Below are 20706 nucleotides of genomic sequence, written 5' to 3' on the forward strand. Positions count from 1 at the left end.
TTCCAAGCAAGCTGCATTAAAACTATATATCCACCTATCAACACTGCGACGTACGCTGACCAGGCAATTAACTGCGCACTACTGCGCAAACAAACTCAACTTCAAAGACTAAAGCCCTTCTAACTCGACACCTATTAAGTCTCCACCTTGAACAAGCGCCCTTATTTTATTAGGCCGACTGAAATCCGGCACACTTCTTGTTAGTAAGCAGCGCCCATCCGGCAACGGCGCCCCTCGGCGCAAACTTATCTGTCAGGCAAGGAAACCCGTCATGCCAACACCCGCATACCTCTCGATCACCGGCACCAAGCAAGGTTTGATCACGGCAGGCACGTTCACCCAGGATTCGGTAGGCAACATCTATCAGGAAGGCCACGAGGATCAGATCCTGGTCGAGGCATTCCAGCATCAGGTCATCATTCCCCGCGATCCGCAATCGGGCCAGCCCACCGGCCAGCGTGTCCATAAGCCGCTGATGATCAGCAAGGTATTCGATAAATCTTCGCCGCTGCTCTTCAGCGCGCTGACGTCCGGGGAAATGGTCAAGTGCCGCCTTGAGTGGTATCGCACATCATCCGCCGGTACCCAGGAGCACTACTTCACCATCGAGTTGGAGGACGCGATCATCGTCGACATCCAGTCACGGATGCCCAACTGCCAGGATCCGGGAAATGCGCATTTCACCCACCTGGAAGATGTGCACTTTACCTACCGCAAAATCGTCTGGACCCATGAGGTTTCGGGCACTTCAGGCTCTGACGACTGGCGCAGCCCGGTGGCCGGCTGAAGCCCGACCCGGCGGCAACGGCGTCGCAAGCTGCGATGCCGTAGCAGTCGGGTGTGTCACACCATCGCCAACGGATGCTTGCGGATTGGCGCGCCGAATACCCGGTCGATGGCATCCAGGTCATGCTCGTCAAGAACCAGCCTGGCCGCCGCCGCGTTGAGGCGCACGTGTTCGGGGCTCACGGCTTTGGGGATGGCGATAACGCGGTCCTGCCGCAGTACCCATGCCAGGGCCACTTGAGCCGGTGTGGCCTCGTGCCGACGGGCAATCTGCTTGAGGGTGGGGCTGCTCAGCAGGTCTCCTCCCTGGGCGATCGGGCAGTACGCCATCAACGGCAGGTTGTGTTGTTGCCACCAGGGCAGCAGATCGAACTCAATGCCGCGCTGTTCGATGTTGTAGAGCACCTGATTGGTGGCGCAGGCGGGTGATGCCAGCTCCTGAAGATCCGATACGTCGAAGTTGGACACGCCCCAGCGCCCGATCTTGCCGGCATCGCGCAGCCGCTCAAAGGCCTCAACCGTTTCTGCAAGAGGGTATTGCCCGCGCCAGTGCAGCAGATACAAGTCGATGTGATCGGTGCCCAGGCGTTTGAGGCTGGCTTCGCAGGCCCGTGGGACCCCGGTTTTACTGGCGTTGTGCGGGTAGACCTTGCTGACCAGGAACACCTGGTCCCGGCGCCCCTGGATCGCCTCCCCGACCACTTCTTCCGCACCGCCTTCGCCGTACATCTCGGCGGTGTCGATCAGGGTCATGCCCTCGTCAATACCCAATTGCAGGGCAGCGACTTCCGCTGTTCGCCGTGCAGAATCTTCCCCCATACGCCAAGTGCCTTGGCCGATGACCGGAACCGGGGTACCCGCCAGATCAATGGTGCGCATGCCAACCTCCAGATAAGTGTGCGTTGCCATCATGTGGCACTGCCCGCGCCACAGGGTTCAATGCAAATCCACGGCCACGCGCCGGCCCTCAGCCCACGCTGCGAAACGCACTGGGACTGAGCCCCGTCCAGCGCTTGAACGCCCGGCGAAAGCTGCGTACGTCACTGTAGCCGACCTCTTGGGTAATACGCTCGATGGACAGCCCGGGGTTGCCCAGCAAACCCATGGTCCGGGCACGACGCACCTGTTCCAGCAAGGCTTCGAACGTCAGCCCGTGGTCGGTCAGGCGCCGACGCAAGGTGCGCCCGCTCATGTTCAGGTCACTGGCGACCTTCTCCAATTGACTGCCCTGCAAGTCGCGGGAAATAGCGCGCTCCACCGCCTGGATCAGGTCCATTTTGCGGTGCAACTGGGCACTTTCCAGTTCCAGCAGGCCAAGGGCCTGGCGCAATGCCAGGGCATGGTGATTGGGCAATTGCACGTCGAGCCAGCGGGCCTCAAGCACCATGCGGTTGTGCAGACAGCCAAAACGCACATCATCACCGAACAAGCGCTGGTACTCGGCGGCATACACCGGCGGCGCATGCATGAACTCCATGCGCAATGGCTTGAATTCGCTGCCCACCAGGGTCCGACCGTAGACCATGAGGCTGGCAAAGAACTCTTCGGCGGCAAAAACCTGGACGTCGGCATAGGGCAGCAGGCATTCGACCTCGACCATGACCTCCAGCGCGCCTTCAAGGGTGCGCGAGGTGGCGATGCCGCCGGAGGTGTGCTGGTGCCGTTCGCCCACGGCAAAGGCATCGCGCAGGGTCTTGCACAACGAAATGACATGCCCCAGCAAACCCAGGGTGCCCAGCACATTCTGATTGCCGACACACAGGCCCAGACCCTGCTCAGGCATGACCTTGAGGGCCCGCTGGATCATCGCCACGGCCTGGCGGTAGGAAATGCGCAGCGCCGGGTCGTCCAGGTCCGCCAGGGTAAACCCCAGGCCACGGCAAAGATGCTCGGCATTGGCGCCCTTTTGCGCCACAACCTGCCCCAGGGTTTGCAGGAGAAAGGGCGAGACCAGGGCCAATTCGTAATGTGGATCAACGGTTTTGCTGTGCATGGATCTGCGATTCCCGACTGTATGCCCGGTTATTGTTTTAGAAACATCCTGACAATCATAGGTGCTTGCAAGGCTCGTCGCACTCTGAATGAACGCTGTCCGGCAAAGCCCCCTTATGTGGCCGCCAATACCCTGCCCACTAGGGCGCCAAGGGCTTATTTGTATGGGCCAGGCCCCGGTGAGGGCCGACCTTCCAACAATAATAATGAGCCCTGACATGAATCCGACCCGTGCGCTTGCCCCCCTGCCCTTTGCCCTGGCGCTTATCAGCATCAGCCTGCCGACCCTGGCCACCGAGGGCGGCGTAGACAATATCGGCCCTGGTACCGACGGCTTTTACATCCTGCCCCTGGATGTCGATCACCTGCCGGACCACATGTTCGCTTTCAACCTTTACTACAACCACTATGAAGCGACGAAACTGGACATCAGTTCCCTGGGGGGCAAAGTGCCGCAGGTGAAGATCCGCTCGGACGCGATCATCCCGCGCCTGGATTACCTGAGCCCGTTGCGGGTGTTTGGCGGGCGGTTGGGCGGCTACATCGCGCAGCCATACCTCAAGCAACAAGTGGCGCTGTTCGGCATGTCTGACCAGCGCGAAAGCATGGGTGACACCACCATCGCGCCGATAATCCTGTGGGACCTGGGCAAAAACCTGACCCTGGGTGCCGCCGTGGAAATCACCGTGCCTACCGGTGAGTACGATGCTTTCCGCCTGGCCAATACCAGCAACAATTTCTACACCTATAAGCCCCTGGTGTCGGTGACATGGCTGCCTGACGAGCGCACTGAGCTGTCGATCAAGACCACCTACAGTTTCAACAAGGAAAACCACGCCACGGACTACCGTTCCGGGCAGATTTTCCACTTCGACTACTCGGCCAGCTACAAAGTGACCGACAACCTGAGCCTGGGTATCAATGGCTACTATCTCAAGCAGACGACTGACGATAAGCAGTACGGGCGCACTGTCACCAATATCTACGGCGAAGATGTCGACGATGGGGTGCGGGGCCAAGTGTTTGCGGTGGGGCCGGCGATGTACTTCACCTTTCTCAAGTACGCCAGTGCGGAGATTCGTTGGGCCAAGGAGTTTGATGTAGAGAACCGGCCGGAAGGCGATATGTTGTGGGCCAAGCTGACGATTCCGTTTGCGTTGTAGGATCCGCCTGAAGCGAGGGGGCTTGCTACAACAAGCCCACTTGCCACAGGCCAGTTCCTGCGCAGAAATACGTCATTTCAACCGCTGTAAACCGGCCAACTGTCGACAATTTTGCCGCCGCGCACCGCCAGCAGATCGCCAAACTGCAAGAGCACCGATTCAGTCTGGGTCGGGCGCATGAACACCTGATCGTCGATGTTCAAGCCAACCCCCGGCGAGCCATTGACCATCTCCTGGTTGGAGCTGCGGCCATACAAGCCATTACTTTGCAGCCCCGAAGGCGACTCGAACTCGGCCATCCAGTTGCCACCATAGATAAAAAACGTCGCGCGCTGGTTGCGATCCCACCAGGACAACAACCGGGATTTATCATCCAGCGCCGGGATGTTGACCGCGCCGGTGCTTTTGAGCACTGGCGTGGCGATGTAGGCCGCCGGGACGTGCTCGCTGAGGGATGGCAAATCATAGTGCGTTGGCTTGAGCATGGCGGTGCCCACGGAAACTTCACTGCTCAGTTGCTCCTGCTCATGCATCCCATAGCTGGGGCTGCCAGCGGTGTTGAGCGTCAGGCCGGCATGCCACAGCCCTGCAAACTGCTGGCGGGTGAAGTCGACAAAGCCGTTGTAGCGCTGCATGACCTTGTCGAACAACGTCTGGGGCGAGCCAAGGATGCCCGGCACGCCCATGCCGACAAACGGGTCATAGCCCATGAAGCCGGCAAATTCCAGGTGCCTGGGGTGTGCACTGATCAACCCCAGCATCTGCCCCAGCACCGTGTTATCGCTGATACCGCCGCGGTGCAGGCCCACATCCAGTTCGATATTGATCCGTAGCCGTGTGCCCAGGCCCTGGGCCAGCGCCAGGTATTGTTGCAGGCGCTGTGGCGTATCCAGCAGCCACTGCAATTGCCGGGCGGGGTCGAAGGGCCCCTGATGGCCTTGATAGAACAGCTCGGCAGAACGCACCGGCAACGGCTTGCCCAGCAGGATATCGGCGTCGGGAAACACCTGGGCGTCATGGTTGAGAAAGGGTTGGTGAAACGACATCAGGCGCTGGGTGCCGGCGCGCTTGGCAATGTAGGCCAACAGGCCCGGCGCAGGCAGGGATTTTTCCACCAGCCGTAGGTGTTTACCTCCGCGCTGCACCGACTGCATGACGATGTCGATATTGTGATCCAGGCGATCCAGGTCAATCAGCAGCACCGGACGCATCGGCCCATGGGCTTTGAGCTGCTGGTTCAACTGGCGAAAGTATTCGCTGTAGGGCGAGCCCCGGTCAGCCGGACGCAGCAGCGCCGCGCCCGCCACCAGCAACGCACCGGCGCCGAGGGTGCCGACCATGAAGTGTCTGCGGTTCATCAGGCTACTCCCAGGATTGATGACAGGTGTGCATTAAGGAATTTGCCGCCGGGGTCCAGGGCCTGGCGCACCCGCGCGAACTCGTTCCAACGCGGATACAGGGCCTGCAGGGCGCGGGCATTGAGGGTGTGCAATTTGCCCCAGTGCGGCCGGCCGGCGTATTTCCAGAAGATGGGCTCGATCGCGGCAAAAAAGTTGTGATGGTCCATGGTGTAGTGCTGGTGCACCGAGATCGAACAGCTGTCGCGGCCTTCAAACATGCTCAAGGGAATATCGTCAGCCTTGACGTAGCGGTACTCGATGGGAAACCAGGTGCGCAGGTCTTTTTCGCGGATCAGCTTGAGGATTTCCCGCAGGCAGGCCGGACCGTGTTCGGCGGGCACCGAATACTCCATCTCGTTGAACCGCACATTGCGCACGTTGGCGTAGACCTCGAACGATTCAGCCACACGGTCCTGGAAACTGGCGAAATAGCGCAGGCTGTTCAGCAGCGTGCGGCGGGTTGCGGGGAAGTCGCTGGCATATTTGTCGAGGTTCTCGATAATCGACACAAACTCATTGCCGCCCGCCTCTGCCGGGTCGATTGGCGGGGTTGGCGCGTCGGTGGTTTCGTTGAGGGCGATGGACAGCGCGTAGTCGGAATGTGTCACCACCAGCATCTCCCAATGCTGGTTCTCGCGGGTGTTGTTCGCCACATCCTCCAACAGCTCTTCGGTCGGCGCTATCCATTGGCGCTCACGCAGACGGTAAGGGGCGCGGTTTTGCATGCGCACGCGGGTGGTCACGCCGAGCGCGCCCAACGACACCCGGGCGGCGTTGAACAACTCGCGCTCACGCCCGGCGTCGCAGTCCAGCACCTCGCCCTCCGCCGTCACCAGTTGCAGGCCGGTGACACCGGCTGAGTACGAGGTAAACCCAACCCCGGTGCCATGGGTCGAGGTGGAAATGGCGCCGGCCAGGGTCTGGTAGTCGATGTCCGCCATGTTCGGCAGGGCCTGGCCGATAGCCTTGAGCGCCGGCCCCATGCGTGACATGGGCGTACCGGCGGCGAAGGTGGCTTGCAGGCTGCTGGCATCGTGCTCGAGCAAGCCATTGAAAAAACTCAGCGACAGTAACGTGCCATCTGTCGGTACCAGGGCACTGAATGAATGGCCCGAGCCCACCGGGCGGATCTTGCCCGGTGCCTGGCGAATGATCTGCACCAACTCCCCCAGGTCCTTGGGCGCCAGCCGCTCAAGGGGCAGGCAGCTTTGGGCGCCCGACCAATTGCGCCAGGGGATCAAGCGCGGCGCCCGGGCCAATTGGGCCAGCGCCGGGTTACTGCTGATTGCCAGAAATGCGCCGGCCACCGCCGAGCGCTGCAACAGTTGCCTGCGTGAAAGCACCATTACCTACCCCATTGTTGTTATTGGATATGAACACCGGCCATAAAACTGATCAGCCCCAGGAACTGGTCCTCGGAACACTGCATGCACAGGCCCATCGGCGGCATGCCGTTGTAGCCGTTGAGGGTGTGGTCCAGCAGGGTGTCCGCGCCCAGGGCAACACGCGGGCTCCAGGCCTGGCTGTCGCCGGTCAACGGCGCGCCGGAGGCAGGGTTGGCGTGACACAGTTTGCAACTGGTGTCGTAGAGCTGGGCCAGCGCCGGGTCGGCAGGCATGGCGTTGCTTGCCGTGGCAAGCTGCGGGGGATGTTGCGGTTTGTCGTCACAGGCGGCCAGCAGGCCAAGCAAGGCCAGCAGCAAACCCATGCGGCGGGAGGTCGTAGACCACATAGCCAGCCTCTCTTTTTTAGTATGAACAGTTGGGTTCACACTAAGTCAGGGACGGCGCGGCGTTGAGGGTATTGGGGGACACAAAGGGGGACTTGGGCGGACAGGGTCGGGCGACCGGCGCTCCATTACAGAACGCCGGCGCCCGCAACAGCCGACTTAGAAAGCCAGACCGACCTTGAAGCCGTACTCATCGCGCTTGAGCTTGGTGTTATCGGCCACTTCGGAGTCCGCGTCGAGCTTGTACTCGGTACGGGTGTAATACAGGCCCGCCATCACCGGCAGGTCGCCGTTCTGGTTCATCAGCAAGCTGACTTCGGCGTAGGGATTGGTGCGGTCCTTGAGGTCCACGGTGTCGCTGCCAATGCCGTCAACCTTGAGCTTGGCGCGGCCGTCAATGGTATGGCGGGCGCCCACTTCGACGCGCATGGTCATGCTGTCGAACTGATGGTTGTAACCCACCGCCGCCTTGGCAAACGGCGACTTGTTGGTGAGTTTCATGTCGTAGTCGCCAGAGTCCGGCTCATAACGGGTCCAGCTGTAGCCACCGCCGACCAGCACATCGACAAAGTTGCGCGCATCCAGCGCGGCGCGCCAGCCCAGGTCGAGGTCGGCCTGGCCTTCCTTGAGTTTGTTGTCGCTTTTCTTGCCAAACTTGGCGTCCACGCCGGCCTGGTAGATAAAGCCGGACTCGGCAGTCAGCTTGTTGCCAAAGTTATAGAACAGGCCGGCTTCCGGCATATGATCCTTGTCGCTTTCGCTACCGCCTTCAAGCTTGAAGTCGTTGTAGCTGCCGAGGATACCGAAGGTGGAAATCGGATCGGTGGACGGCGCAGCGAATACCATCGCCGGTGCGGCAACCAGGGCCAGGACCGAGGAATTCTTGAGGATTTTTCCGAATAGTTTGGACATCGTTTTACATCTCCTTTTTAGGTGGGCAAATTATTCAAGAAACGGTTCGAACCCCCTGCTTTGCAAAAGGTTCGATTTAATTTGCCTTGGAGCTGGAGGTAAAACGCTTCAGCGAAGGCTCTGGATCAAGCCTTCCAGAGTAGGCCTATCAGCTATCGACCAATAGTTGCGCCAGTCGCGGGCGTAGCTGTGGGTGCTTGGGCACGCGCAAACCAAACGCTTCACGCAGCAGTTCCAGCAATTGGTCGACGTCGGTGATCGAGCGTTTTTCGCTGTCACCGCCCACGTGATGAACGGCGTAGTTGCCGTTGTTTAACGTACGCCGCAGGCCGGGCCCGATCAGCGCCACTTTCAACTGTTTGATGAACGGCGAATCGGGGTGGGTCGAGACATACCAGTTGCCCAGTTCATAGTCGAAGTGCGACTGCGGCTGCAGGTCGAACACGTACAGCCCTCGCCATTCCTCGCCAACCTGGGCCCACAGGGTGTAGCTGCCGTCCTTCAAGGTCAGGCGATAGGGTTCATGGGCCGTGGCCTGTGGCGCCAGATTGTCCAGTTGCAGCGGGCTGCTTGGCACCATGCCACCAAACGCGACATCGCTGATGTAGCGCACACCCGCCAGGGTCACCAGGCTCAGGCGATGGGTACGCGGGGTGTGGGCATCAGGCGGCCCGCCTATGACCACCCGACCGGTGATGCCCCGAGCATCGAAGCCCAGTTCTTGCAACAAGGCTAGGAACATCTGGTTCAGTTCGTAGCAATAACCTCCCCGCCCGTCGAACAGGACTTTTTGCTCGATGCTGGCCAGATCAAGGGGCACTGGCAGTTGCGCCAGCACCGAGAGGTTTTCGAAGGCGAAGGTACAGACATGGCGCAATTGCAACTGCGCCAGGGTTTCCAAAGTGGGTGCTGGCGGGCTGTCATACCCCAGGCGTTGCAGGTACAGGCGGCTGTGGGTCAGGCTCGGTGAATCCTGGGACATGGCGCGATCCTTGGGCGCGGGCGAAGGTTTCACTAATACCCGTAACCGTTGCCGCTGCCAATACTGATCTGTGGCAATAGATCGTAGGAATGGGGCGCAAACTTTCTGAACCTTTCTGAACCTAATTGCATCAACTCCATATCAAAACAGGGAGGCAATATGGGCACGGCAACGATCTACACCATCCAATACAGGCTGCATGGCGAGCCCAAGTCTTTTGTAGTGCGTGCGGAGGTGATGAATAACGCCGAGGCATGGCATTGGGCCAGCTGTGACGCCGGGGTGGCCCACGTCGGGCGCATTGGCCGTCCTGGCCACGAGCGCACCAAGAAGACCACGCGGCCATGGGCGGAGAAATACGGCATCACCGACGTCACCTGGATCGCCCCCAAGCGCCTGTAGGGGCTGCGGCAGGAGCTGGTTTGCCGGCTCCTGCACTGATGGGCGCGAAGTTATGGTTTCAGATCGCCCAAGGGATCATAAGCCGGCTGCTTGCCGGCTTTGTGCTTCTTGTCCAACGGCGCAATGGCCGGGCCGACCGGGTCGACCTGCGGGTCGGCCACATCCGGAGAGTCTGGGTCAAACCCCAAATCGTGCTGATCACTGGCGTGTTCCGACGAATGCGGGCCATCGGGCTTTTTCGATTGTTCAGTCACAGTCTTCTCCTTCGCTTTGCTGACGATGCACACATGCGTTAGAGAAAACCCCGGCTGCCATCGTTCAACTTTCTCACGCCCACCCACAAACCATGAGAAGATGCCGCGCCGCGCAATACCCCTACTTAGTTCATGGAGACTGCATCCCGCATGTTTGAGATCAAACCTGTCGATCCGCAAACCTATCGCCAGCAGACCCGCCGCAGCACGCTGATTGTCGCGGTGATCTTCATCGCCCTGGCCATGCTGCTGTCGAGCCTGGCCGTGATGCTGTTTGGCGAGCCCGGCGGCGACAACTTTCGTTTCAATATCGGGGGAGTGGCGGCCGGCGTAGTGCTGACTATCGCCCTGGTACGCGGTCCGCTCTGGTCACAGGCCTGGCTGGCGCCGGCGATCTATGGCTGGCAGCTCAAGCGCAGCCTGATGCGGGTGACCAATGTGATGCACAAGGTGACCGAGCGGGTCCAGGCCAACGACCCGACGGCGATGAAGCTGCTGCGGTTCTATCACCTGGGGCTGACGCAGATGCATGAACTGGACGCCAATTCCAGCGCCCAGGCGCAACTGGTCGGGGAGATCGAGAAACATAAGGCGCAGATGAAGGCGCTGGGAATCAAGGCTGAACAAACGCGCCTGGATCCAGCGTGGCTGGAAGCCATGCGCGGCGCCTGACCTCATAGGAGCCCGTTTGTGGGCTCCTACAAGCGTTTGGCTCAGGCCGCGAAGATCGCGCCCAGGTCCAGACGCCCATCCTTGAGCGGCGGGCACCAGTAGTAGCCACCGGTCAACGGTGTGCTGATGCGGTACAGGCCATCGACAATCCCGTCTTCCAGGCCGCTCATGCGGCGCAACTGAGCTTCAAAGGCGTCAAAGGAGTGGCCGAACGCGAGGAACATCAACCCGGCCTGGCCATTTTCGGCCCAGGGCATGGAACGGCGCACCACAAAGGCTTCGGGGGTGAAGCTCTCCTGGGCGGTGCGCTTGACGTGGGCGGACTCGGGGGCGTCGTCCAGCTCTTCGTTATCGCCATGGCGACGCCCGATGATGTGGTCGCGCTCCTGGGCCGGCAAGGCGGCGAAACCGTCCAGGTCGTGTTGCCATTGCTGGATTGCGGCAAAGCTGGCGCCACTGCCGGCAACGGCGGCTTCGACGGCGGCGTCGTCATGGGGGTTTTCGGTGCCGTCTTCGTAGTCGGTCAGGTCAAAGCCGGTCTTGTAGCGGAAACCTTCAGTCATCTGCACCAGGCGAAAGCCCGGCGCCAGGGCTTTTTCAAAGGCCCGGCTGCGCAACAGCAACTCACCACGGTCTTCGCCATGCAACCAGCACCACAGCGCCTGTTGGGTGGATGGGTTGTGGGCACCCGGCGCCGAGATGGGCGCAAAACTGCGCAGCCCTTCGATGTGCGCGCCCAGTGCCTTGACCAGCGGCTCACCCAAACCCACCACCACTGCCGAGTCGACCAACTGCACCAGCGCGTCGAGCGCTGCCGGCACGGCGTCGATGGACTCGATGGCGAAAAACAGATGGCGTGCCTGCAACGGCACCGGTGCGGCAAGAATGCCCGGCTGGTACTGACTCATATGAACTCCTTCAAGAAAGCCGCGTAGTTTACCCGCCGCGCCCCAGTGTGCGTAGGGAAATGCGTGTAAGCCTTGCAACAGAGCCCTCCGATGGGGGAATCTCTGACTCAAGCTGTGCAACCACTCCAGGGGTAGCGACATGACCACCACTCACCTGCTTGCCAATCTGTTCCCAACCGCCGAAGGCATTCCCGAACAATTTCGCCTCGCCGCCCCCATCGAGCAACGCGACTATCTGGTGGACGGCCAGTTATGCACCTGGAACGGCCCGTTGGCCCAGGTGCGCAGCCCTGTCCAGTTGGCCGGTGCCGACGGCGACACCCCAGTGATTATCGGCAGCACGCCGCTGCTGGATGCCGAGACCGCCCTGCTCGCCCTCGACGCCGCAGTTCGGGCCTACGACCGTGGCCAGGGCCAATGGCCTACGATGCGGGTGGTCGAGCGTATCCAGCATGTCGAGGCGTTTTTGCGGCGCATGCGCGAACAGCGCGATGCCGTGGTGAAACTGCTGATGTGGGAAATCGGCAAGAACCTCAAGGATTCCCAGAAGGAATTCGACCGCACCTGCGACTACATCACCGACACCATCAATGCCCTCAAGGAGCTGGACCGCCGCTCCAGCCGCTTCGAGCTGGAACAGGACACCCTCGGGCAGATCCGCCGCGTGCCCATGGGCGTCGCCCTGTGCATGGGCCCCTACAACTACCCGCTCAATGAAACCTTCACCACACTGATCCCGGCGCTGATCATGGGCAACACCGTGGTGTTCAAGCCGGCCAAGCTCGGCGTCCTGTTGATCCGGCCATTGCTGGAGGCCTTCCGCGACAGCTTCCCGGCCGGCGTCATCAATGTGATTTATGGCAGCGGCCGCGAGACCGTCAGTGCGCTGATGGCCAGCGGCAAGGTGGATATCTTTGCGTTTATCGGCACCAACAAGGCAGCCAGTGACTTGAAGAAGCTGCACCCGCGCCCACATCGCTTGCGAGCAGCCCTGGGGCTGGATGCGAAGAACCCCGGCATCGTATTGCCTGAGGTCGACCTGGATAACGCGGTCAACGAAGCGGTCACCGGCTCGCTGTCGTTCAACGGCCAGCGCTGTACCGCGTTGAAAATCCTGTTTGTGCATGAAGCCGTGGTCGAACGTTTTATCGAGAAGTTCAACCACAAACTCGCCAGCCTCAAACCGGGAATGCCCTGGGACGAGGGTGTGTCGCTGACGCCGCTGCCGGAAGCAGGCAAGGTGGATTACCTCAACGGTCTGGTAGCCGACGCGGCGCAACACGGGGCCAAGGTAGTGAACGCCAATGGCGGTGCCAGCCGTGGCTCGTTCTTCTACCCGGCGGTGCTGTACCCGGTGACCCCACAGATGCGGGTGTACCACGAGGAGCAGTTCGGCCCGGTGGTGCCGATCGTGCCCTACCGCGACCTGGACACGGTGATCGACTACGTCCTGGAGTCGGATTTCGGCCAACAGTTGAGTATCTTCGGCACCGACCCGGCGCAAGTCGGGCGCCTGGTGGACACCTTCGCCAACCAGGTGGGCCGGATCAATATCAACGCCCAATGTCAGCGCGGCCCGGACACCTTCCCGTTCAATGGCCGCAAGAACTCGGCCGAAGGCACGTTGTCGGTGCATGACGCCCTGCGGGTGTTCTCGATCCGCACCCTGGTGGCAACCAAGTTCCAGGACAGCAACAAAGCACTGATCAGCGATATCATTCGGGACAGGGCGTCGAGCTTTTTGACCACCGACTATATTTTCTAAACTGCTCCCATGTAGGCGCGGGCTTGCCCGCGATGCAGGTGCCTCGGCGTGTCAGTGACTCCGAGGTGATGCGATCGCAGGCAAGCCAGCTCCCACATTGGACCTCATAACATCTAACGATGAGGCCTTCTTAATCCCGATGAATCTGCCTCCCTTCGCCCGCCGCCTGTTGCGACCGCTGCTCGACCCCTATCGCCGTTATCGTCATGCCAAACTGATCCACGCGGTACGGGTTTCCATCGGTCTGCTCGCGACCATCCTGCTGACCACGGGTATCAACCTGCCCCACGGTGAATGGGCCTCGGTGACCATGCTGGTGGTGATTGGCGGCCTGCAGCACCACGGCAATATCGGCAAGAAAGCGGTGGAGCGGGCCTATGGCACGCTGATCGGGGCCAGTGTCGGCCTGCTGCTGGTGGCGCAACAGGCTTATCTGGGCCAACCCTTGTTGACCTACCTGTTGATGTCGGTGGTGTGTGGCTTTTTTTCCTATCACGCCATCGGCAAGGGTGGATACACCGCGTTGCTGTCGGGGATCACCGTGTTCATCGTCGCCGGCCACGGGGACAACCCGCTGTCCGATGGCCTGTGGCGCACCGTCGATATCCTGATCGGCATCGCCCTGGCCCTGGCGTTTTCCTTCGCCCTGCCGCTGTATGCCGTGTACTCCTGGCGCTACAACCTGGCCAGCGCGCTGCGCGACTGCGCCGCCATCTACAGCCGGATCATCAGTGGCCAGTCGGTCACCGATGACGAGCACCTCAAGCTGCTCAATCGCTTGAATGCGGCGATGTTGCAACTGCGTTCGTTGATGCCGTCGGTCTCCAAGGAAGTGCGGATTTCCATGACCGAGCTGGACGCGATCCAGCGCCATCTACGGATGTGCATCAGCACCCTGGAAATTCTCGGCAATACCCGCCCTGACCCACGGGATGAGCAGGCCATGGCACGCTTGCAACTGGCGCTCAAGGCTGAGCATCGGCAGATTCGTGTGCAGTTGATCGGGATGGCGCGGGCCCTGCAATCCGGCGCCACGCAACGCTTGGAACGAACCAGCCTAGCTGCGCCTGATCCCCAAGCTGCCCTGGAGGCGCCAGTGCACAGTGCGTTGGATGGCTATCGGTTATTGACCGCGCAACTGGCGGCAAATGTCGACGCGATGCACGCCCGATTGGCGAAAAGTGCCAAGGCGTGGAAAATCTGAAAAACGCTGCAACTTAATATTGGATCCACATTTTTTTCACGTTTTATTCACATCCGCAGACGTACTGTGAAGCCTCATCCGTTACAAACGTTGTACATCAAGCCCGCCGCCCCAGCGGGCTTTTTTTTGCGCGTGATTTGCTCAGCGCGCAACTTTACCGGTTGCCGGCAGCGCCGACTGGCCGCGAATCGCACGCTGGGTATCGAGTACCCGCGCCAGCGCTGTTTCAGCTTCCGGGCTTTGCTGCGGCACACGAATGGCCGCCGAGACCAGGGTGATCAGCTTGGCCATGACTTCGGCGTCAGTGGCCGGGCGCCCTAGGCTCATGGAGTTCATCAGCAGGCGCAGTTCGGTCCCGGCCATCACCCCGGAAATCGCCTTGAGGGCAAATTGCAGGCGCACCCCCAGCTCATTGCGCGGCAGGTCGGGCAACGCCAGGGCGAAGGCTTCGAAGAAGCGCTGGAACACCGGCTGGTAATGCACCTTGAGGTATTCCTGGATAAACGGTGAGGTATCGCTGTAGACCCGCCCGAGGAAACGAATAAAGGACCGCCCCTCGCCGCTGGCCGGATCACTGCGCTCCAGGCCCATGGCCGGGGCGAACAGCACACCCAGCAAGGTGTCGCAGTCGAGCGGGCCGTCAGACTCGGCCTCACACCGGGCGAGCAATTCCAGGCGCTGCTCGTTGAGCGGCTCCAGGCGTTGCATCAGTAATGTTTTCATCAGGGAGTCCTTGTCCCCGAAGTGATAATTTACTGCGGCGAGATTGACCTGAGCCTTCTCGGTGATTTGCCGCAACAGCACGGCGTCGTAGCCGTACTTGATGAAAAGAGCCTCTGTCGCATCCAGCAGTCGAGTCTTGGTTACATTTGGAGCGCTGAGTTTCTTCGCGACCATATAAGTTCCACAGGGGAAATATGTTTTAAAAAAAAATTTGATTTTTTATACCGGGGCGGATGCTTGAAAGCAAGTAGTGACACTGCACCATACTATCCAAGCGCGTTGCCGCTCGCCCTGTAAACGGCTTGCCCAGGGCAGGACCAGGCGTTTTCCAGCCACCGGTATAGGCTCTGCCACCAGAACAACCGCTCTATTTCTGTGGCTGGCGAAGCTGTGGCATCACAGTTACTATTCAAACAATGTTTTTAAAAAAAGAATAAAAACCAGCTATTGGCAATCGTGACGCAGGCCCTGAAGATGTTACAACGATTTTCAGGAGCAAGCCGGATAGCCGCAGCGCAAGGCGTAGTCATGATGACAGATACTCCAACGCTCCCAGGCTTTATTTCTCTGCAAGGCATCGGCAAAAGCTACCAATTGGCCGGACAGCACCTGGCCATTCTCAATGACGTCAGCCTCTCTATCACCCGCGGAGAAAGCTGCGGCATTCTCGGGGCTTCGGGCTCCGGCAAAAGTACCCTGCTCAATATCCTCGGCCTGCTGGACCTGCCCGACTGCGGCGCCTATCACTTCGCCGGCCATGACATTTTCCACGCCACGCCGGATCAACTGGCCGCGATCCGCAACCAACAGATCGGCTTTGTGTTCCAGAGTTTCAACCTGCTGCCGCGCCTCAGCGCCCTGGACAACGTTGCCCTGCCCCTGGGCTATCGCGGTGTGTCGCGCCAGGAGTCGGTGGCGCGGGCCCTGCATCTGCTGGAGCAAGTTGGGCTGGCCGAACGGGCCCATCATCGCCCCGCCGACCTGTCCGGTGGCCAGCGCCAGCGGGTGGCGATTGCCCGCGCGCTGGTGGGCGCGCCGGCAGTGATTCTGGCCGACGAACCCACCGGCAACCTCGACAGCCACACCGCCCAGGACATCATGGACCTGCTGCTGGCCCTGAACCACGATCAAGGCGTCACGCTGATCATCGTCACCCACGACCCGCATATCGCCGAACGCCTGGATCGCCAGATCCTGGTGCGCAACGGCGTGGTCCACGAGGCAGAGTGCGTATGAGCCTGCGGGTCGAACAGAGCCTGAGCCAGTTGTTGCATGAAGCCTTTGTCAGCCTGCGCACCCTGGGCAAGCGCTCGATCCTGGCCCTGCTGGGGATCGTCATTGGCAGTTCATCGGTAGTCGCACTGATCAATATCGGACATAACGCCGCCGAAGATGCCGCGATGATTTTCAAGGACATGGGCACCGACACCCTGGTGGCGCAGTTCCCGCCCAAAGGCAACAGCAATGCGCACATGCCCACCCACCTCGATCTACAAGCCGTACGCCAGGCCGTGCCGGGCATCGCCCACATCGGCGCGATTTCCTCATTCAGCGGGCCGGTGGTCTTTCATGGCCGCACCACCAACGCCGGCTTGATTGGCAGCACCCCTGGCCTCAAGGATGCGATGCGCCTGGCGCTGCGCGAAGGGCGCTTCCTGTCCGAGTTCGACAGCGGAGAAACCTACGCGGTGGTCGGCGACCAGATCGCCCAGGCGTTAAGCACGCCCGGTGACCCGCTGCGCCTGGGCGATCGGGTGCGGGTCAACGACTACCTGTACCTGGTCATCGGCATCCTGCAGAACCAGCCGCGGTCGATGCTGATTCCGGTGCAAACCAACGAGTCACTGTTCATCCCGGCAGCCGGTATGCGCCGTATCTATTCCTCGCCGCAGGTTGGCAGCGTGGTCCTGCGCGCAGCAGCCGGCCAGGACATGGAGCACATCGCCGTCGAGACCACCAAGGCCTTGGGCGCGCAACTTACCGAGCACACCGTCGAGATCCAGATCCCCCAGCAAATGATCGACGGCATGACCCGGCAAAGCCGCACCTTCGCCTATCTGTTGCTGGCCCTGGGCGCCATCTCCCTGGTGGGCGGTGGGGTCGGGGTGATGAATGTGATGCTGATGAACGTTTCGGAACGCCGCCGGGAAATCGGCATCCGCATGGCCCTCGGCGCTCGCCAGCGCGACATCCGCAACCTGTTCCTGCTCGAAGCCGTGACCCTCACCGCCGTCGGCGCCCTGTGCGGCGCGGTGCTGGGCATGGGGGCCGCCTATCTCTATGCCTGGCTGTCGGGCTGGCAGTTTTCCCTGGCGGTGTCGGCCCTGCCCCTGGGCGTGGGCAGCACCTTGCTGGTGGGATTGTTTTTCGGGATCTACCCGGCAGTCTCGGCGTCACGCTTGCAGCCGGTGGAGGCCCTGCGCGATGAATAAACCCCTGCTGTGGCTGATTGCCCTGGTGAGCCTGCCCTGCGTGGCCGCCGATATCGTGATCCGCCCTTCGGCGCCGACCACCACCCGCAGCGGCTATGAGCACAGTGTCTCGCTCAATGCCCAGCTCACCACCCTGACCCTGGGCGACGCGGTGTACCTGGGCCTGCGCAACAACCCGGCGATTCGCAGCGCCTACCTGCAACGAGTGGCGCAGAAGTTCGACTTGCGAGTGGCCGAAGATGCCTTCAACCCCAAGCTGGTGCTCAACAGTGCCTACCGCACCACCCAGGGCAGCGACGACCGCGCCCGCAATGCCAACCTGTCACCCACCACCAGCTTGCTCGGCGAGTACGGCACCCGCCTGAGCATGGGCTGGACCCAGCAACTGAACAACGCCAACCATGCCGGGCGCTACCGCAGCGACGGCCTGGACCTGGCCATCATCCAGCCACTGATGCGTGGCGCCGGCTGGGATGCCACCACCGCCCCGCTACGGCTGTCACGCCTGTCCGAGCAAGCCAACCGCCTGAACCTCAAGGCCAACGTCGCGCAGACCATCAGCCAGATCATCGCCACCTACCGCGACTTGCTGCGTGCCCAGGAGCAACTGAGCATCGCCCAGGAAGCCCTCAAGCGCTCCAATACCCTACTGGACGTGAATAAGGCCTTGATCAATGCCGGGCGCATGGCCGAGTTCGAAATCGTGCAGACCGAGGCCGACATCGCCTCCCAGCAACTGGGGGTCGAGGAAGCCCAGAACCAACTGGACATGAGCCGCCTGGCGTTGCTGCGCCTGCTGGCCCTGGACCTGGCGACCCCGATCCGTGCCACCGAAGCCCTGGAGGCCACGCGCATGGACATCGACAAGCGTGAGGCCTTTAACCTGGCGCAGAACCAGCAGCCCGAATACCTTTCGGCGCTGCTGGGCAGCCAACAGGCCGACCTCAACCTGGTGCTGGCCAAGGATTCCGGGCGCTGGCAGGTCGACCTGGTGGGCGGCGCCAATCAGATCCGCGCCAACACCGACAACGACGCGGGCAGTACCAGCAATCGGCGCTGGGACAGTTATGCCGGGGTCCAGGTGCGCATTCCCATCGGCGATATCAGTACCCGCCAGGCCGAAGTGCGCGCACGGGTCAATGTGGAGAACCAGGCCATCCTGATCACCGACGCGCGCCAGGAACTGGAGCGTAGCGTCAATAACGTGGTGCGCGACCTTGGCACCCGCTGGCGCCAGTATGAAATTGCCCAGCGGGCGGTGGAACTGTCCCGGCGCAAGATCGAGATCGAACGGGACAAGCTCGGCGCCGGGCGCTCCACCAACTTCCAGGTGCTGAGTTTCGAAGCGGACTTGCGCAACGCCGAAAACGCCCGCCTCAATGCCCTGATTGCTTACCTGAATGCCCAGACCCAGCTCGACCTGACGCTGGGCATGACCTTGGAAAGTTGGGAAATCGCCCTCAATGACTACTAAAAAAGCCCTGCTGGGCGTTGCACTGCTGATACTGCTGGGCGCTGGCGGATTCGCGCTGCTCAGTCGCCCAACGCCTGCCGCCGATCAGACCGGCACGGCCGAGCAATGGCTGGAGGTCAAGCGCGAAGCCCTGGTGCACCAGATCGGCCTGGTGGGCAAGATCGAACCGGACACCACCGTCACCCTGACAGCCCCCTTCGACGGCAATGTGCAGGCCAACCTGGTGGAACAGGGGCAACGGGTCGAAGCCGGCCAGGTTCTGTTACGCATGGACCCCGCCACCCTCGAAGTGCAACTGCGTGAAGCGCTCTCCGCCCAGCTCAAGGCCCGGCGGACCGTGCAGGAAATGCAGGACTGGGACAGCGGCCCCACCGTCAGCCGCGCACGACGCAGCCTGCGCACCTCGCAAATGAGCGCCGACAACACCCAGCGCAAACTGGTTGAAAGCGAGAACCTGTTCAAGCGCGGCATCATCCCACGCAACGAACTGGACGACCTCAAGCAACAGGCCCAGCAGCAACAGTTGGACCTGACCGCCGCCCGCAGTGAACTGCAACAGGCCCTTGATCAGGGCAAGGGTGAATACCGGCAGATTGCAGACATGGAATTGACCAACGCCACGGTCAAGTACGACGCCCTGCGCAAACTGCTCGAAGGTCAGGAGGTCAAGGCGCCGTTTTCCGGGATCGTCGTGCCGCCACCGGGCAGCGCCACCCCGCAAGGCAGCGGCAATAGCAACGCGCCGGTACAGGCGGGCAGCAAGGTCAGCCAGGGCCAGGTGTTGTTCGGGCTGGCCAATATCGAACGCCTGAAGATCGTCGCCAAAGTCTCGGAGCTGGATATCAACCAGCTGCATCAGGGCCAGCCGGTGGAAGTCATGGGCGACGGTTTCGATGGCGAACACCTGAGCGGTTCGGTCAGCGTCGTCAGCGGCCTGGCGATCGCCAATGACAGCCAGGGCAGCGCGCAATTTCCGGTGACCCTGTCGATTCCCAAACTGACCGAGAAACAACTGCAAAGGGTCCGCCTGGGCATGAGCGCACGCCTGACCGTCGTGACCTACAACAATGACCAGGCGATCATCGTGCCGGCCCAGGCGATCAGCCATGATGCCGGGACCATGAGCGTGGAGTACCGGGCGGCAATGGACCAGCCGGTGGAACGGATGACAGTCACCACGGGCCAGTCTACCGCCCAAGGCGTAGAGGTATTCGGGCTCAAGCCCGGGTTTGTCAGGCTGGATGCAGCCCCAAGATAAACGTAGATCCAAAATGTGGGAGTTGGCTTGCCTGCGATAGCGGTGGGTGAGCCGCCAGAAACGGTGACTGAACTGCCGCTATCGCGGGCAAGCCCGCTCCCACAGGGGATCTCACTCGGGCAGATAATTTTGGCCCCACCACAAATCAAAGGTGGGAGATTGCCTGCGATGGCGGTGGGTCAGCCGCCAGAAACAGTAACTGGACTACCGCTTTCGCGAGCAAGCCCGCTCCCACAGGGGATCTCACTGGAGCAGATAATTTTGGCCCCAGCACAAATCAAAGGTGGGAGCTGGCTTGCCTGCGATGGCGGTGGGTCAGCCGCCAGAAACAGTGACTGGACTGCCGCTTTCGCGAGCAAGCCCGCTCCCACAGGGAATCTCACTCAGGCAGATAATTTTGGCCCCACCACAAATCAAATGTGGGAGCTGGCTTGCCTGCGATGGCGGTGGGTCAGCCGCCAGCAACAGTGACTGAACTGCCGCCATCGCGGGCAAGCCCGCTCCCACAGGGGATCTCACTGGAGCAGATGATTTTGGCCCCACCACAAATCAAATGTGGGAGCTGGCTTGCCTGCGATGGCGGTGGGTCAGCCGCCAAAAACAGTGACTGAACTGCCGCCATCGCGAGCAAGCCCGCTCCCACAGGGGAT

The 20706-nt window shown here is 61.3% G+C and carries 20 protein-coding genes; 10 read left to right on the plus strand and 10 right to left on the minus strand.

Annotated features, from left to right (window positions below; translation table 11 throughout):
- Positions 1-271 precede the first annotated feature (271 nt).
- Positions 272-787, plus strand: a complete 516-nt coding sequence (locus HU773_RS15255) for an Hcp family type VI secretion system effector (RefSeq protein ID WP_029291189.1) — start codon at positions 272-274, stop codon at positions 785-787.
- 56 nt (positions 788-843) lie between these two features.
- Here HU773_RS15255 and HU773_RS15260 read toward each other — a convergent pair whose 3' ends face one another.
- Both HU773_RS15260 and HU773_RS15265 read right to left on the minus strand, forming a co-directional pair.
- Positions 844-1665, minus strand: a complete 822-nt coding sequence (locus tag HU773_RS15260) for an aldo/keto reductase (protein ID WP_057959341.1) — start codon at positions 1663-1665, stop codon at positions 844-846.
- A gap of 88 nt (positions 1666-1753) precedes the next feature.
- Positions 1754-2779, minus strand: coding sequence for an AraC family transcriptional regulator (locus HU773_RS15265; protein ID WP_120733300.1), 1026 nt, complete (start codon positions 2777-2779; stop codon positions 1754-1756).
- A gap of 217 nt (positions 2780-2996) precedes the next feature.
- On the opposite strand from HU773_RS15265, the gene HU773_RS15270 reads away from it, so the two are divergent.
- Positions 2997-3941, plus strand: a complete 945-nt coding sequence (locus HU773_RS15270; RefSeq protein ID WP_120733302.1) for a SphA family protein — start codon at positions 2997-2999, stop codon at positions 3939-3941.
- Positions 3942-4018: 77 nt separating this feature from the next.
- On the opposite strand, the gene HU773_RS15275 is transcribed toward HU773_RS15270, so the two are convergent.
- From HU773_RS15275 to HU773_RS15295, 5 genes are all read right to left on the minus strand, one after another.
- Entirely contained in the window at positions 4019-5230 is a 1212-nt protein-coding gene (locus HU773_RS15275; RefSeq protein WP_170044296.1) for a DSD1 family PLP-dependent enzyme, read from the minus strand.
- Between the two features lie 68 nt (positions 5231-5298).
- Positions 5299-6627 carry a D-arabinono-1,4-lactone oxidase gene (locus HU773_RS15280; RefSeq protein WP_186625223.1) on the minus strand — a complete coding sequence of 443 codons (1329 nt, stop codon included), beginning with the start codon at positions 6625-6627 and terminating at the stop codon, positions 5299-5301.
- Between the two features lie 77 nt (positions 6628-6704).
- Complete coding sequence (locus HU773_RS15285) at positions 6705-7073, minus strand: c-type cytochrome (RefSeq protein WP_169989796.1); 369 nt, start codon at positions 7071-7073, stop codon at positions 6705-6707.
- A 156-nt stretch (positions 7074-7229) separates the two neighbouring features.
- Entirely contained in the window at positions 7230-7982 is a 753-nt protein-coding gene (locus HU773_RS15290; RefSeq protein ID WP_057436922.1) for an outer membrane beta-barrel protein, read from the minus strand.
- A gap of 148 nt (positions 7983-8130) precedes the next feature.
- Entirely contained in the window at positions 8131-8964 is an 834-nt protein-coding gene (locus HU773_RS15295) for an arylamine N-acetyltransferase family protein (protein WP_057959335.1), read from the minus strand.
- A gap of 159 nt (positions 8965-9123) precedes the next feature.
- On the opposite strand from HU773_RS15295, the gene HU773_RS15300 reads away from it, so the two are divergent.
- Complete coding sequence (locus HU773_RS15300; RefSeq protein ID WP_057436926.1) at positions 9124-9366, plus strand: DUF6555 family protein; 243 nt, start codon at positions 9124-9126, stop codon at positions 9364-9366.
- Positions 9367-9416: 50 nt separating this feature from the next.
- Here the strand turns inward: HU773_RS15300 and HU773_RS15305 are convergent, their stop codons facing one another.
- Entirely contained in the window at positions 9417-9620 is a 204-nt protein-coding gene (locus HU773_RS15305; RefSeq protein WP_128592965.1) for a DUF6021 family protein, read from the minus strand.
- A 150-nt stretch (positions 9621-9770) separates the two neighbouring features.
- Between HU773_RS15305 and HU773_RS15310 the strand changes: the two genes are divergently transcribed.
- Complete coding sequence (locus HU773_RS15310) at positions 9771-10292, plus strand: DUF3087 domain-containing protein (RefSeq protein ID WP_057959334.1); 522 nt, start codon at positions 9771-9773, stop codon at positions 10290-10292.
- Positions 10293-10333: 41 nt separating this feature from the next.
- Here the strand turns inward: HU773_RS15310 and HU773_RS15315 are convergent, their stop codons facing one another.
- Positions 10334-11200, minus strand: a complete 867-nt coding sequence (locus HU773_RS15315; RefSeq protein ID WP_057959333.1) for a Dyp-type peroxidase — start codon at positions 11198-11200, stop codon at positions 10334-10336.
- Positions 11201-11339: 139 nt separating this feature from the next.
- Between HU773_RS15315 and HU773_RS15320 the strand changes: the two genes are divergently transcribed.
- Positions 11340-12965, plus strand: coding sequence for an NADP-dependent glyceraldehyde-3-phosphate dehydrogenase (locus HU773_RS15320; RefSeq protein WP_186625184.1), 1626 nt, complete (start codon positions 11340-11342; stop codon positions 12963-12965).
- 139 nt (positions 12966-13104) lie between these two features.
- Positions 13105-14169 carry an FUSC family protein gene (locus HU773_RS15325; RefSeq protein ID WP_169989792.1) on the plus strand — a complete coding sequence of 355 codons (1065 nt, stop codon included), beginning with the start codon at positions 13105-13107 and terminating at the stop codon, positions 14167-14169.
- Positions 14170-14310: 141 nt separating this feature from the next.
- Here HU773_RS15325 and HU773_RS15330 read toward each other — a convergent pair whose 3' ends face one another.
- Positions 14311-15066 (minus strand): TetR/AcrR family transcriptional regulator, encoded by a 756-nt coding sequence (locus HU773_RS15330; protein WP_057445041.1) that lies wholly within the window; start codon positions 15064-15066, stop codon positions 14311-14313.
- A gap of 354 nt (positions 15067-15420) precedes the next feature.
- Here HU773_RS15330 and HU773_RS15335 point away from each other — a divergent pair, with 354 nt between their 5' ends.
- The 4 genes from HU773_RS15335 to HU773_RS15350 are packed head-to-tail and all read left to right on the plus strand — an operon-like array spanning position 15421 to position 20056.
- Positions 15421-16128: an ABC transporter ATP-binding protein gene (locus HU773_RS15335; protein WP_186625186.1), complete on the plus strand. Its 708-nt coding sequence runs from the start codon at positions 15421-15423 to the stop codon at positions 16126-16128.
- The gene (locus HU773_RS15340) at positions 16125-17324 is read left to right on the plus strand and encodes an ABC transporter permease (protein ID WP_120733315.1); all 1200 of its coding nucleotides are present in this window, start codon (positions 16125-16127) and stop codon (positions 17322-17324) included. The genes HU773_RS15335 and HU773_RS15340 overlap by 4 nt, the downstream gene beginning before the upstream one ends.
- Positions 17317-18798: a TolC family protein gene (locus HU773_RS15345; RefSeq protein ID WP_057959328.1), complete on the plus strand. Its 1482-nt coding sequence runs from the start codon at positions 17317-17319 to the stop codon at positions 18796-18798. The genes HU773_RS15340 and HU773_RS15345 overlap by 8 nt, the downstream gene beginning before the upstream one ends.
- The gene (locus HU773_RS15350) at positions 18788-20056 is read left to right on the plus strand and encodes an efflux RND transporter periplasmic adaptor subunit (protein WP_057959327.1); all 1269 of its coding nucleotides are present in this window, start codon (positions 18788-18790) and stop codon (positions 20054-20056) included. Before HU773_RS15345 ends, HU773_RS15350 begins: the two co-directional genes overlap by 11 nt.
- Positions 20057-20706: the final 650 nt, after the last annotated feature.

This window comes from Pseudomonas shahriarae, assembly GCF_014268455.2.
GTDB lineage: Bacteria > Pseudomonadota > Gammaproteobacteria > Pseudomonadales > Pseudomonadaceae > Aquipseudomonas > Aquipseudomonas shahriarae.